Here is a 13038-nt window from a genome sequence, read left to right as displayed (position 1 = left end):
CGGGCAGGTGGGCAGTCCAGCGAGGCGAGAGGGCAGCCCTGCCCCGGCCGCCTTCTTCAGCTTCGGCTTCCTGAATCCCCCGCTCATGTCCCGCCCCACTACAGCGGCGTCGTGACCGTGACGTGCTCCCCGCTGCCCAGGTGCAGCATGCCCTTGCCCGGTGTGATCGGGCCGCCGACCATGCTCCGGTTCGTGCGGATGCCGATCAGCTCGCCCGCCGAACTGTCCTGCGGAGACAGCAGGATGCCGCGGCGTGCCTTCTTCATGTCGACCTGCCAGCCGGAGAAGCCGTCGCAGATCTCCTCCTCGTCACCGGCGATGACGATGGCCAGGCCCTCCTCGGTGCCGCGTTCGACGATGCGCTTGAAGACGTCCTCGGCGTCGCAGTCGTCGTGCACCTCCGCGTCGTCGACCAGGACGACGATCGGCTGCTCGGGACTGGCCGATCCGATGACCTCCTCCAGCTCGTCCTCGTCGACGTCACGGCCAGCGAAGACCTTCAACACCCCATCCTGGCCCTCCAGTTCACGCAATGGCGACGGACGTGGCGCCGCCAGGACCAGCCGTACGCCCTGTGTGAGGTAGGAACGAGCGATGCTCAGCAGCACAGTGCTGCGCCCGGACTTGGCGGGCCCGCCGACGACGAACGCCGGGACGCCCTGGGAGAGGTCCGGGCCGAACGCGGTGAGCTCGTCGCCTCCGACGCCCACCAGCGCCCACAACGGTGAGGAAGCGGTCTCCGGCGCGCGCATCGCCCAGGCGTCCGCGAAGGAGATCCTGCTCGGCAGGACGTCGACGCGGAAAGGGCGCCGCGAACGCGGCACGTTGGCGTCCCGTGCGGCCGCCGCGTCGCCGATCGCGACGAGCGCGGCAGCCTGACCCTGACCGGTGGTGTCCTCGGCCAACAGCGCGAACTGGGTCTCGGTGGCCGTCTCACTGCGGAACGCGCGGCCGGGCGCGATCTCCTCGGGGACCTTGCGGGCGTTGATGTCCAGCATCGAGAAGTCGCTGCGGTCAGCGAGGCGCAGACCGTACTTGTCCTCGGTGAGGGAGGAGATCCGGCCCGTCAGCAGCTGACGGTCACCGGTGATCACCATGTGGATGCCGACGCTTGCACCCTCACGCATCATCGCCATCAACTGGTCGGTGAGGTCACCGTGGTTGTACTCGCCGAGCGCCGGGAGCCAGCCCTCCCAGCGGTCCAGCAGCAGCACGATGTGCGGCAGCCGCTCGTCCTCCGGCGCGGAGGCCCGCTGCTCGCCGATGTCTGCGTATCCCTTCTCCGCCAACAGCTCCTGGCGCCGGGCGAGTTCAGCAGTCAGACGGTTGAAGAGCCGGACGACCCGTTCCAGTTGGTTGCGGCCGACGACCGCTCCGCAGTGCGGCAGCCTGGTCAGCGCGTTCAGGGCGCCGTTGCCGCAGTCGATGCCGTAGAGGTGTACGTCGGCGGACGACAGCGTACGGGCCAGGGAGCCGGCGATGGTCCGCAGCACCTGAGAGCGGCCACTGCGCGGTGCGCCGGCGATGAGCAGATGCCCGAAGGTGGCGAAGTCGACGACCACGGGGCGGCGGTCCTGGTCGGCCGGCAGGTCGGCCACACCGTACGGCGCGGCCGGCAGCGTCCCCTCGCCGCGCACCGCCGGGATGTCGTCCAGCAGCAGCATCTCCTCCAGGGCGGGCAGCCACGGGGAGCGCTGGGCCGGGATGCCCAGCGACTGGTTGGCGTCCCGTACGGCGTCCACCAGCACCTTGAGATCGGTGATCTCGTCGTCCTCACGCGCCTCCGACTTCGGCTTCTGGAGCGCGGCCCGCCCCAGGTCCTGCCAGGACAGCGGCCCGGCCCAGGGCGCCAGCGCCTTCGGGTCGGCCGCTCCGGGCCGGCGTCCACCGACGCGGCCGGACTGGAAGGGGATGAGGGAGGCGTGGCCCAGACGGACGTACGCACGGCCCGGGGTGCTCTTGGAGATGTGTCCGGCATCGGGGGCGTCGATGACGTCCGTCGACTCGCCGGCGTCGGTCACGCGCAGCGCGATGCGGAGGTTGGTGTTGGCGCGGATCTCGGGCGAAACGACACCGCTGGGCCGCTGAGTGGCGAGCAGGAGGTGAATGCCGAGGGAACGACCACGCTGGGCGATGTTGACAAGGCCGGTGACGAAGTCCGGCAGATCACGCACCATCGACGCGAACTCATCGATAACGATGAGCAGTCGGGGTACGGACGCGTGAGACGGCTCCCGGCGCACCAGGTCCTGGTAGTCCTCGATGTCCTTGGCGTCGGCCGCGGCGAGGATGTGCTCGCGCCGCTTCAGCTCCGCGCCCAGCGACTCCAGGGCACGCTCGACGAGGTGGGCGTCGAGGTCGGTCACCATGCCGACGGTGTGCGGGAGTTTGACGCAGTCCTTGAAAGCGGATCCGCCCTTGTAGTCGACGAGGACGAACGTCATGTTCTCGGGCGTGTTCGCGACGGCGAGTGCGGCGACGATGGTCTGCAGCAGCTCCGACTTACCGGAACCGGTTGTACCGGCGATCAGGCCGTGCGGCCCGTCCCTGCGCAGGTCGATGCCGAACGGACCGTCGTACGACTCACCGATGACCGCCATCGTCGACTGCCCGCCCATCCGCCACCGCGCGGCGATCCCATCGCGCGTCGGCGGCTCCAGCTGCAGTACGTCAAGCAGTCGACTGGCGGACGGGAGCGCGGAGTCCTCACTCTCGCCACTGATGTCACGGAGGGGGGAGAGGGAGCGGGACAGCCGGGCACACCAGGCGGGGGAGACGAAGTCGGGCCGGACTCCGGTCCTGCGGCGCGCACCACTTTGCTCGACCCGCAGCCGCAGTTCGAGGGCCTGACCGGTGTTCTGCCGGTCCTGCTGGGGCCCTTGGTGCCATGCCTGGAAGGAGGGGAATCCGCCGACGGGAGCCTGGGGCATGCCCATGGGTGAGGCGGGGACGGTGTCGTCGGCGCGCCGCGGTTCCGCGATGACGACGGCCTGGCACTCGCCGGGCAGGAACCGCTCCTCTTCGTCCAGGCAGATCGCGTAGACGGCGACGGCCGGACCTTCCCGCAGCAGTCGTACGACACCGGGCATCGACCTCAGCCGCCGCGACCCGTCCCATACGACGACGATGTCGGGGTCGGAGAAGGAGGGTCCGTCCCCGCTGTTTCCGCCTTCTCTGAGGGCCTTCTGCCGGGCGTCGAGCAGCTGGGTCAGCTCACCGACCCGCGCACCCACTGTCTCGGAGTCCGTACCGATCAGGACGTTGGCGTCCTGACCGCCCGCCGGGCGGGTGTGCGGCAGCCAGCGCACCCAGTCCCAGCGCGGGTGCGCGTCGTTGTCGGTGAGCACGTAGAACTGCACGTCCATGGGGCTGTGCAGGACGGCGGTCTGGGCGACGGCCCACCGCCCGAGCGCCTGAGCGGACTCACCGGGCCCGGCGATACCGACGACACCGAGGTCCTTCAGCGGCAGCGCGACGGGCGAGTCCTCGATCTTCCAGGTGACCTGGCGCTTGTGCTCGTCCTGCTCCGGGTCGTCGAGGACGACCTCGGACGGGACACGGCCGGTGCCGACCCGCAGGAGAAGGTGGTCGGCGTCCGTGCGCCGCCGCTCCCACAGCCGAGTACGGGGCCCGGTGCCGAAGGCCAGGACGGAGGCGGGGTCGGGAACGGCACCGCGCCGGTCGAGCCGCTCCAGGCGCAGGGCGTCCTGGGCGTCCTTCTCGATCCGTTCCTTGTGCTCCTTGTACTCCTTGACCTGCTTCGCATGGGACTTGCGTCCGTGCTTCTTGTCCATGAAGTAGTTGCCGAAGAGCATGAGGGGGCTCATCAGCGCCATGATCAGGTAGTACCAGCGCCCGAAGACCATAACCGACACCACGGCTCCGACCAGGGGCGTCAGCCCCATCAGCCAGTTCAGCGGCCGTGCTTCGTACTCCTTGGGCGGCGAGGGCAGCCGGAAGTGCGTCCGACGCTCGGCAGGGCGCAGTCGCGGAGGCCGGTTGTAGTCAAGCCCAGTGCCGTCGTCCGACCACTTCAGGGCCGCGTTCGGCGGGGTGTACCCGTCGATCTCCAGGAGTGTGTTGCCGAGGGCGAGCTGGGAGCCGAGGGGCCAGGAGCCGCCGTCGAAGTCGTCGCCGTCGAGACGGGGGAAGTCGCGGTCAGGGCTTCCCTCCTCCCGATCCCCCTTCTTCTTAGTGCTTACTGTGCTCTTCTTCTCGATGCCGTGAAGGGCGACGTCGCAGGCGCCGTCGATGGCGATGGACAAGGTGGCGGCGCGGGCGGGGAGTTCGGGGTCGTCGATACGGATGTGGGCGGCCGGACCCCTGCCAATGTCGTACCGTCCGACGCCGAGCCGGTGCACCGCGCCGGCCGCAGGACCGCCGGCCACGCGGAACTCCACGACGCCGGTGGGCTCGCCGAGGACGCACCCGGCGGGGTCGTGGAGGCTGACGACGGCGCCGTCACGGAGGGGCGAGCCGACCACGGTGGCGGAGGGATCGAGGGCGTAACCGTCGACGTAAGCGAGGGGGGCGGCGGAGCCGCCGAGGCCGCCGCGATGCGCGCCGATGGGGATGATTTGCGCGCTGTCACCCAAACCGACGTGCCGCGCCAACTCCTGGGCGATGTCAACCACGGTGGACTCCGGATCGGCGTCGAGCACCACGTCGGCACTGACACCGCCGAGCGGGTCGACGACGGTCAGACTCAGACGCACGTCCATCCCCCAACACACTCAACACATTGAGAACACTCAACTCGGTGGCAATGACCATAGCTGGCCGGTCTTTCGCGAGCGCAACGGATGTGCGCCGGTTCACGGTTTCCTCGCCCGAGCCCCCTGTGACCCCACAGGCCCCACCCGTAGGATCTTTGCTCATGCGGATGGCCGGTCGGACGACCGCGCAGGCCGCGTCGGTCGAGCCACGGGGGCAGGCCCTGCGGCGATCGCAACGGGAGGGAGAGCCGTCATGGCCAAGGACACTGACCTTACTTATGCCGAGATGGAGAAGAAGGCCAACGACCTCATCAAAGCCATGCACGACATGGAAGACATGCTGAAGAGCGTGGAGAAGGGTGTCGAGGAGCTGGTCCAGAACGGCTTCACCACCCAGAAGGCCTCCGGCGCCTATGACGACGCCATGAAGGACTTCACCAAGGGCGCGGCGAAGACCATCCAGGGTCTGGATGGCCTGTCCAAGTTCCTGACCAACGCCAAGAAGGCGTACGAGGACCTGGATGAGCAGTTGGCCAAGGGCGTTAAGGGTTGATCTGACCGACCCACGGTCCTGTGGTGCGGGGGGATGTGCGCGTCCCGCCGCACCACGTTGCTTCTGCTAGTCCGGCCTTGAGGCCGCGGAACGACATCAATGGGGGCGCTGTGGCCGGCGAAGGCGATTACCAGCGGCTTGATCTCGACGTGATCGAGAGCATGGGTAGGGGGCTGAGCAGCATCAAGAAGGCGTTCGACGGAATCGGGAAGCTCGACGACTACTCGGACGACTTCGGCAATGAGCATCTCGCCGACAAGTTCAAGGACTTCGCTGACAACTGGGAGATGAGCAGAGAGAAGCTGACCGGAGAAGTGGACGCGCTGGCGAACATCGCGAAGGCGGCTACGAAGGCCTACGAAGATATCGACCATCAGCTGGCCGAGGCCATTCGGGGTGCTCAGGCCCCGAAGGGGAAGGGAAAGTAGGCCGTGGGAGGAAGGCCACGCGACTGGCACCCGGTGGCGGACAGTGATCCGGTCCCGGGAGACCCCGACCGACTGGCGTCGTTGGGCAGGACCCTGCGCAAGACGGCCGACGAACTCGAGCGCCAGATCAAGAATCTGAAGGCGGTTGCCGGAGTCGACGCCTGGGACAGCAAGGCAGGTAAGGAGTTCCGCGAGAAGGCGAAGGGCAACGTCAAGAAACTGGAGGCCGCCTTCAAGCGGTATGACACCGCGGCGACGGCCATCGGCTCCGCCGTCGTCGAAGAGGGCGGCACCTACGAGGACAAGGTGCACGCTCGGCCCCGAAACTATTCGTCCGATCTCAACCGCGCCCAGGAGATCGCCGACGTTGCCCTCAGGGACGCCCAGGATGCCGAGCAGCGCAAAGGGGCAGCCCAGAAAGGTCTCGACGGCCTGTCCAGCAAGGGCCGCCAGAAGGAAGATGTCGACAAGGACCGCAAGGACATCGAGGCCAAGCGGGACGCCGCCAAGGACGAGATCGAAGCTGCCCGCGACAAGATCAACCAGGCCAAGAAGATTCGTGACGACGCGGCCAAGCGCGCCGCCGACTCCATCGACGCGATCATCAACCACGACTCCCTGAAGGACGGCTTCTGGGACAAGTTGGTCAAGGACATCGCCGACATCACATCCTGGGTCGCCACAGTCTGCGGAATTCTGTCTCTCGTCGTCGGATGGATCCCGGTGATCGGGCAAGCGCTGGCCGGAGTTCTGGGAGCCATCGCCATGATTGCGACGCTCATCAACTTCGTGGCAACCTTCGTCGAGGTGCTGCAGGGCAACGCAGAGTGGATGGACCTGGGGATGGCGGCCCTCGGATTCCTGTTGATGGGAGTCGGAAAGGGTTTCTCCAAGATCGCGGGTAGGTTCGCCAAGGGCGCTCTGGGTAGGCTCGGTAGGGCTGGTGTGGCACGAACCGCACGTCAGATCAGCCGCGCCAACAAGAACCTTCGGAGGACGTCCGCCATCCGGCCCACCCTGGACAAGGGGGACGTCTGGAAGTCGATCAAGGAACCCTTCACGGAACCCTTTTCGAAGAGTGCGTGGAGTGACAACCTCAAAACTCTCAAGCCTTTCAGTGGAAACTATGCGAAGGCTGGTAGTGAACTCGCCAGCCGTGGTGGGGGTAGCGGATTCCTGAACGGCATCAAGGGAACCCCGAAATCGTTTTCCATGGCCGATCCCGGTGTCGCATCCGATCTGAAATCTGTCAAGTTGGGTACCGCGGCCCTGGGCGGTCAATTTGACACTGATGCCCTCAATCGGATCTCCAAGTCAGCCAGCCGCCTGTCCACCGTAGGAGCCGGCATTACGCTGGGCGGGCTGGGTCTCGACGGAAACCTCGACCCGCTCCTCGGTTGAGTGGACAACCATGCTCCGTCGAAAGGAAAAGAGACGTGACCACGCCGAACGATCCCGCCCCGCTGGACGAGACCTACGAGTGCACCTTCGACTTCCAGCCCGGGTGGATCGACCTGACGCTGCGTGAGGGGACGAAGGCCGAGGCCAAGGCACTGGCCACGGAAGTCGTGAACCGCCTCAATCAACTCGCCCTGGAGATTGAGAACAGCGCAGTCTTCGACGACATGGTCGAGCGTGCGGTCGATCTCAACACGGATATGCCCACGCTCGCGGCGGCATATTACTCCGAGGCCGGGGAAGCTCTGACCAATCTCAGGGTTGACGGGTACGGCGACGAGGGTGTGCCGCGTCCCGGCGCCGATGAGGTCATTCCGCTGATTCTGCAGTGGGAAAACGCCGAGGTCGCGGGCGAACCCGAGGTCACGCACCTCGAGCTACCGGCCGGACCTGCCGTGCGCGTACAGGCCATGCTTAAGGTGAAGCGCGTGTTCGGCTTCGGTCGTAAGCTGACCGAATTCGTCAAGTATGCCGTCTTCCCGCCTGGCATGCAGACCCTCATCGTCGTCACGGTGCAGTGGGAGAAGATCGCTCTCACCGAGCAAATTACGGAGCTGGCCGACGAGGCCGTACGAACCATGCGAATCACCCCGCTTCCGACGGGAGACACCGCTACCCCCACCGATGGAGGCACGACGTGAAGACGGCCGACCAGTTCACCGCGCCACCCAATGACTACCGCGTCATCGTGCCGGACGGTTGGTTCCAACTTCCGCTCGATCCGCCGGACGACCGCGACCGTGCCATCGTGGCGCTCGCGGACCTGACGTTCCGCGGCGTGGACAACGCGCCCCACCTCAAGAAGCAGTTCATGCAGGACCTCCAGCGGAGGGCGAAGGACGCCTACAGGGTCGGCGGAACCGAGCTGTACCTGTCCACGCTTTCCGTGGGTCCGGTGCCGCTTGCCTCCTCGTTGCTGATCAGCGTCCCAGCACCGGACGAGTGGCCGCGTACCTCCGACGCCGAGGAACTCGCGGAGCACCTGGCCGGGGGCGACCACGGCAGGTACGGCGAAGTGGGCGTGGTGCACCTTCCGGCGGCTGGCAGGGCGGTGCGGTCCCGGCGCAGAGAGGAAGCGGACCCTGACACGCAGCTGGGCAACACCATGCCTACGACGACTCTCACGTACTACGTGCCGATTCCAGCCAGTGAGCATTGGTTGATGCTGAATTTCTCCACTCCGATCGATCCGCTTGCGGATCAGATGGTGGAGCTGTTCGACACCGTGGCCGGAACGTTGTACTGGGAATGACGAATGTCCCCGCTTTCGTTCAAGTTTCTGTACCTGAAGGCGGGGTGCCCTTGTCGATTCCACAGGTGGGCACGGCGGGCTCGGCAGCGCCGCGCAGCCAGCCGGTCGCGGGCTATGAAGTACCAGATCACACGGCGCCCGAGCCGGGCCAGTTGATGCTGGAGGGCGACCAGCAACTCGGTTACCTCGGTCACGCCTTGAGGTAGAGCTGTTCGGCTTCCAGGATCGCGGCGCTCAGTCGGCTGTCACAGGGCCAGGAGTCGGTGATGACACGGCCCACACCGCATGCACGCTGCTCTTTGGGGGGCAGCTCGGGAGAGGCGAGCTGGTCCGCAATCCGAGTCAACTGACTGCGGATCCAGGTCAGTTGTCCGGCACTGCTGACGCTGCCCTGACCGGTGGCGTGCCGTTCCAGTTCTTCGTCGACGCCGGACAGAGCCCGTTCGGTTGCGTCGAGGGCCTTTTGTGCGGCCGGTCGGGACACCTACCTACAGCTCCAGCAAATCCGTGTCGGGGTTCAATACGTACGCCGCTATCAGTGCCACTCCTGGCTCCGGTCTCCAGGGGCAGTGGGCGGCCCGAGCAGTGCAAGCCGCCCACGTTGGATCACCGGTTGACGGACTGGATCTCCTGGACAGTGACGTCCTGGGTGGCGCCGAACGTGCCGTCGGGCAGATTGCCGCCCGGGACGCCGGTGCCTGTCCAGTGGATCTTCCAGGTGATGGTGGCCTTGAGTGGATAGGAGCTGTCTCCCGAGGAGCGCAGGTAATTCACGCCGCACGGTGGGGTCTCGTTCGCCTTGCCCTTGGCGTAAGGTTCGCCGATCTGGCCGTTCTTGATCTCGCAGACGCCGGAGGCCGGGTAGGTCTCCGCATCTGCGGTGCCTGGGTCGATCTTCAGAGAGACCGGCGTAGCGGTCGTCGTCGCGGAGATCCCCAGAGCCGGCACGGACGCGGTGACGGAGACCGGCTTGAAGGCGGCGCCGTCCAGCCATGCCCAGGTCTTCAGATTGACCTTGGTCGTGCCAGCCGGAGCGAGGGTCACTTTGGTGCCGGGGACCCGGATCTCTTTGTAGGCGAGTTTGCCGAGGACCTCGGGGGTGACGGCGTTCTCGATGTCGGCCGGTGGTGGATCGCCCTTGTCCACCCAGAAGATGGGCTTGGTGCACTTGTCCCAGCCGGGCGGGAAGGCCTCGTCGACGTACGAGTCCCACCAGTAGCCTTTGCCGGTCTTGTCCTTGTTGAAGTCCTTGTACGGGTGGCCGTTGACGTAGCGGTCGCGCTGTGTGGCGTCCCACTCGTAACCCGTCGAGTCGGCCGCCCAGATCGGCTCCAGGTACGCCTTGAGCTGCGCGGGCGTGTACTTCGGGGCGTACCAACAGGCAGGCGGAGTCCAGGAGGTGGTGGAGGTGACAGGGCCGACGGAGGTGCCGGTGCCGTTCTTGGAGCGGTCGAAGACGACTCCTCCCGCGGACGCGGAGATCTCGTCGTCCTTCCGATCGCCATTCACCTGGGTCTCGGAACCCGTGCCCTTGCCTCCCGGCACGAAATCCGCCCAAGCCATAGGGCTGGAAGCCACCGCGGCGACCCCAACGACGGTCACGCACACCAAGAATCTTCCTACGGCTGGCACTTGGCGGCCCCCCTGGTGGAAATGATCTGGGACGTCTGCCAGGCACCGTCGGAGTTCTTGGCCAGGCTGGTGTTGTAAAGGACGTAGCTATTCTTGGTGACCGGCGTCCTGGCAATCTTGTTGGTCTTCTTGTCCTTGCTGAAGCCCTTGCTCTCGTCGGCGCAGAACGAGAGCGTGGCCGACGTCTTGCTCGTCAGCGTCACGTTGCGGTCGTAGTAGCGAGCCACGCCCGTGAGCGTGGCTCCAGCCTTCTTGAACTCGGCGACCCAGGACAACGCAGCCTCAAGTGCCTTGCCTGTGTTGTAGAAAGCGAGGGCCTCACCCTTGGGATCCGTTCCCGTGATCGCGGCGTCGACAGCTCTCATACGCTCTGCGTTGTCAGCCAGTACGGCGTCCTTCACCGAGTCACCCGTCTTCGTGTCCTCGAAGGTCAGGTTCAGGTCGGAGGGCAATTCAATCTTCGGCCGGCCGGCCACGCTGGAAGCCGAAGTCTTCGGCGAAGCTGCCGTCGGGCTCCCCGTGTCGGCCCCCGCGATCTTGTCGTTGGCCTTCGAACTGTCGCCCCCGCCCCCGCAAGCCGTCAGCAACAGGGTTGCAGTCGCGGTGAGCGCGGCAGCAACGGGCAAAGGGCGGCGTTTCACAGTGGGCTCCCCGTGAGACAGAAGTTGAGTCAAGAACACAGACGGTATCGGTGTGCTTCCCGGTTTCGCCAGAGCGAACTTCCTTGTGAACATGGGCAATACCGGGCGTATTGGGTGCTTGGGGTGTGTGATGTGTCGCGAGCGCGCCCAAACCGGTGATGGCCCCGATCGCCTTGGGATGTGGCGTATGGGGCCGTCGTGAGGTCGGCTCCACTTCGCAATTGCGGGTCCGTCCCGCCCGTTCGCTTTGGGCGGTCAGCAGTGGATGGCGCTACTCGTCTCGGCTCACGCGGGCGTCGTCGGTCACCACACGGCAGAAGAGGGTGCGGCCACTGCGCCCTCAGCTCCGCCCAGAGAAGAGGGCCTGCGGCGTGCCGGCCGCGCCATCGCCGACTCCTCGCCGTATGACAACCCGCTGGCCAGCCTGATCCTCGAAGCCGAACAGCTCTATCTCAAGGCGCGATGCTCTCCCTTTGCCGTCCATTGGTTGTTGGCCTAAGAGCATCGAAGGACAGTAACTGTGGCTGTCCCTTGCTTGTGGGGCAGAAGTGCTCTATATGGCAGAAGCGCTGTATGTACGCGTCGAAGCACCGTATATGTCGGGGGTCGGAGTGGCGGATCACGTCAGGGTGTCCACGTCGGAGCTGAAGGAGATCAGCCGGTCGGTGGCGAAGCTCAAGTCGGGCTTCGAGCAGGCCGGGGACGTCGTCGACTCCTACGACGCCGAGATCGGGTCGAGTGACGTCGCGTCCGCGCTGGGCGACTTCGCCGATGACTGGAAGAAGAAGCGGAAGCAGCTCTGCGACGGGCTGGAGTTCCTCGGGAAGACCGCCGGTGCGGCGGCGAAGGCGTACGACGGGGTTGATCAGCATCTCGCGGACGCGCTGCTGAAGTCCCAGCCGGGGGACGGCGGCAAGGGCAAGTGAGCGACGACTTCTCCGGTGTCGACTGGCAGACGGCGCGGTACGACGACAAGGAGTTCACACCCGGTGATCCGTACGAGGTGGCCCGGCTCGGCAAGCGCATCGCCGACACCGCCAAGCTGATCGAGGAGCAGGCCGGCAAGCTGAACAACCTCGTCGACGGGAACGGGTGGGACTCCGATGCCGGGCGGGCGTTCCAGGACAAGACCCATGACACGGTCGGCCTGCTCAACAAAACCCACACGCGGTATGCGGCCGCCGCTGCCGCCCTTGGCTCCTCGGTGGCGCACGAGCCCGCCTCCGACCAGACGCGGGAGAACTGGGCCACCGCCCTCAACCATGCGCAGAGTTTGGTGCGTACGGCGCTCAACAAGGCTGCCGCCGCCGACGCGGACGGCAGTCACTATCAGAAGCAGATCGATCAGCATCCAGGGTCCGATGGACATCCCGACAAGCAGAAGCTGAAGCGGCAGAAGGAGGCTGCGGACGGGGAGCTGGACGCGGCCAAGAAGCAACTGCGGCATGCGCTCGACTACCGGGACACCCAGGCCGGGTACACCGCCGACGCCATTCGCAACGCCATCGACCACGACGGGTTGAAGGATCCCGAGCATCATTGGTGGGACAGCGTGACGGACTGGGTCGCCAAGATCGGGCACTGGGCGGGGGTGGCCGCGGCCGTGCTCGGTGTGCTGGCCCTCGTGCTGAGTTGGGTGCCCGTCCTCGGCGAAGTGCTCGGGGCGTTGGCTCTCGTGGCCTCGGTCGTCGCACTGGCCTGCGATACCGTCTCGGCTCTGGACGGCAAGGGCACCTGGCTGGACGTCGGCATCGACGCGATCGGAGTGCTGTCCTTCGGTGCGGGCCGGGTGCTCGGCACCACGGTGAAGGAAGCATCCGTGGCGGCGCGCGGGGCCTCCGCCGTCAAGGACGTGCAGCTGGCGCGGGAGATCGGGCTGAACCCGGAGGCGGCACGAGGCCTCGCCGAGACGCTCAACGGGGTCAAGCCCGGCCAGATCGGCAAGGCGCTGGCCAACGGGCCTTCCGAGCTCCTGCCGCAGATGCGGTCGGTGGTCAAGGAGTCCTTGAACGCCAAGGCGTACGTCGACGACATCAGAATCGCCGCCGGCAAGCTGCCCGGCGAGGAAAGCCTTGTCACCGAGGGTGCCCCCCGGCTGACGCACATCACCGACTCCTCCTTCAAGAGCGTGGCTGGTTACGGCAAGGCCCTCTTCATCGGCAGCCAGACCCTGCCGCTCGCGGCCGGCTGGTCCAATCTGGCACCGGTCAGCGACGGGGAGCCGTGGTTCACCGGACCGGACGGCCTGGGTCGGGTCAAGGAGATTCCGGGGCTCGGGGCGAGTGGAATACCGTTCGTGAACGGGCGCTGGAGCACCTCCGGGGACGGTGGCTGACCCGGTCGTCGGCCGGGACCGCGC

The 13038-nt window shown here is 66.5% G+C and carries 12 protein-coding genes; 8 read left to right on the top strand and 4 right to left on the bottom strand.

The window, feature by feature from the left end; all coding sequences use genetic code 11:
• Positions 1 to 98: 98 nt before the first annotated feature.
• Positions 99 to 4715: an FtsK/SpoIIIE domain-containing protein gene (locus ACFY10_RS40150; protein WP_390670279.1), complete on the bottom strand. Its 4617-nt coding sequence runs from the start codon at positions 4713 to 4715 to the stop codon at positions 99 to 101.
• A gap of 253 nt (positions 4716 to 4968) precedes the next feature.
• Between ACFY10_RS40150 and ACFY10_RS40145 the strand changes: the two genes are divergently transcribed.
• The 5 genes from ACFY10_RS40145 (at position 4969) to ACFY10_RS40125 (ending at position 8406) form a co-directional block, all read left to right on the top strand.
• The gene (locus ACFY10_RS40145) at positions 4969 to 5268 is read left to right on the top strand and encodes a WXG100 family type VII secretion target (protein ID WP_390670232.1); all 300 of its coding nucleotides are present in this window, start codon (positions 4969 to 4971) and stop codon (positions 5266 to 5268) included.
• 110 nt (positions 5269 to 5378) lie between these two features.
• Entirely contained in the window at positions 5379 to 5696 is a 318-nt protein-coding gene (locus ACFY10_RS40140; protein WP_390670231.1) for a hypothetical protein, read from the top strand.
• 81 nt (positions 5697 to 5777) lie between these two features.
• Positions 5778 to 7097, top strand: coding sequence for a hypothetical protein (locus tag ACFY10_RS40135; RefSeq protein WP_390670230.1), 1320 nt, complete (start codon positions 5778 to 5780; stop codon positions 7095 to 7097).
• Positions 7098 to 7132: 35 nt separating this feature from the next.
• Positions 7133 to 7795 (top strand): hypothetical protein, encoded by a 663-nt coding sequence (locus tag ACFY10_RS40130; protein ID WP_390670229.1) that lies wholly within the window; start codon positions 7133 to 7135, stop codon positions 7793 to 7795.
• Positions 7792 to 8406 (top strand): hypothetical protein, encoded by a 615-nt coding sequence (locus ACFY10_RS40125; protein ID WP_390670228.1) that lies wholly within the window; start codon positions 7792 to 7794, stop codon positions 8404 to 8406. Before ACFY10_RS40130 ends, ACFY10_RS40125 begins: the two co-directional genes overlap by 4 nt.
• 190 nt (positions 8407 to 8596) lie before the next feature.
• On the opposite strand, the gene ACFY10_RS40120 is transcribed toward ACFY10_RS40125, so the two are convergent.
• The 3 genes from ACFY10_RS40120 to ACFY10_RS40110 all read right to left on the bottom strand — a co-directional run bounded on the left by ACFY10_RS40120 (position 8597) and on the right by ACFY10_RS40110 (position 10679).
• On the bottom strand, positions 8597 to 8890 hold the full coding sequence (locus tag ACFY10_RS40120) for a hypothetical protein (protein ID WP_390670227.1): 294 nt from the start codon (positions 8888 to 8890) through the stop codon (positions 8597 to 8599).
• A gap of 122 nt (positions 8891 to 9012) precedes the next feature.
• Complete coding sequence (locus ACFY10_RS40115) at positions 9013 to 10038, bottom strand: hypothetical protein (protein WP_390670226.1); 1026 nt, start codon at positions 10036 to 10038, stop codon at positions 9013 to 9015.
• The gene (locus tag ACFY10_RS40110; RefSeq protein WP_390670225.1) at positions 10026 to 10679 is read right to left on the bottom strand and encodes a hypothetical protein; all 654 of its coding nucleotides are present in this window, start codon (positions 10677 to 10679) and stop codon (positions 10026 to 10028) included. The genes ACFY10_RS40115 and ACFY10_RS40110 overlap by 13 nt, the downstream gene beginning before the upstream one ends.
• Before the next feature lie 265 nt (positions 10680 to 10944).
• Between ACFY10_RS40110 and ACFY10_RS40105 the strand changes: the two genes are divergently transcribed.
• The 3 genes from ACFY10_RS40105 (at position 10945) to ACFY10_RS40095 (ending at position 13014) form a co-directional block, all read left to right on the top strand.
• Positions 10945 to 11178 (top strand): hypothetical protein, encoded by a 234-nt coding sequence (locus tag ACFY10_RS40105; RefSeq protein WP_390670224.1) that lies wholly within the window; start codon positions 10945 to 10947, stop codon positions 11176 to 11178.
• Between the two features lie 130 nt (positions 11179 to 11308).
• Positions 11309 to 11605 (top strand): hypothetical protein, encoded by a 297-nt coding sequence (locus tag ACFY10_RS40100; RefSeq protein ID WP_390670223.1) that lies wholly within the window; start codon positions 11309 to 11311, stop codon positions 11603 to 11605.
• Complete coding sequence (locus ACFY10_RS40095; protein ID WP_390670222.1) at positions 11602 to 13014, top strand: hypothetical protein; 1413 nt, start codon at positions 11602 to 11604, stop codon at positions 13012 to 13014. The genes ACFY10_RS40100 and ACFY10_RS40095 overlap by 4 nt, the downstream gene beginning before the upstream one ends.
• Positions 13015 to 13038: the final 24 nt, after the last annotated feature.

Origin of the sequence: Streptomyces sp. NPDC001401 (assembly GCF_042895385.1) — a bacterium.
GTDB lineage: Bacteria > Actinomycetota > Actinomycetes > Streptomycetales > Streptomycetaceae > Streptomyces.
This window is presented reverse-complemented; position numbering and strand designations above follow the sequence as displayed.

What these genes read in the sequence shown, in the direction of transcription:
- ACFY10_RS40145 (WP_390670232.1), top strand. Translation starts at nt 4,969, where the DNA reads ATGGCCAAGGACACTGACCTTACTTATGCCGAGATGGAGAAGAAGGCC.
- ACFY10_RS40105 (WP_390670224.1), top strand. Translation starts at nt 10,945, where the DNA reads ATGGCGCTACTCGTCTCGGCTCACGCGGGCGTCGTCGGTCACCACACG.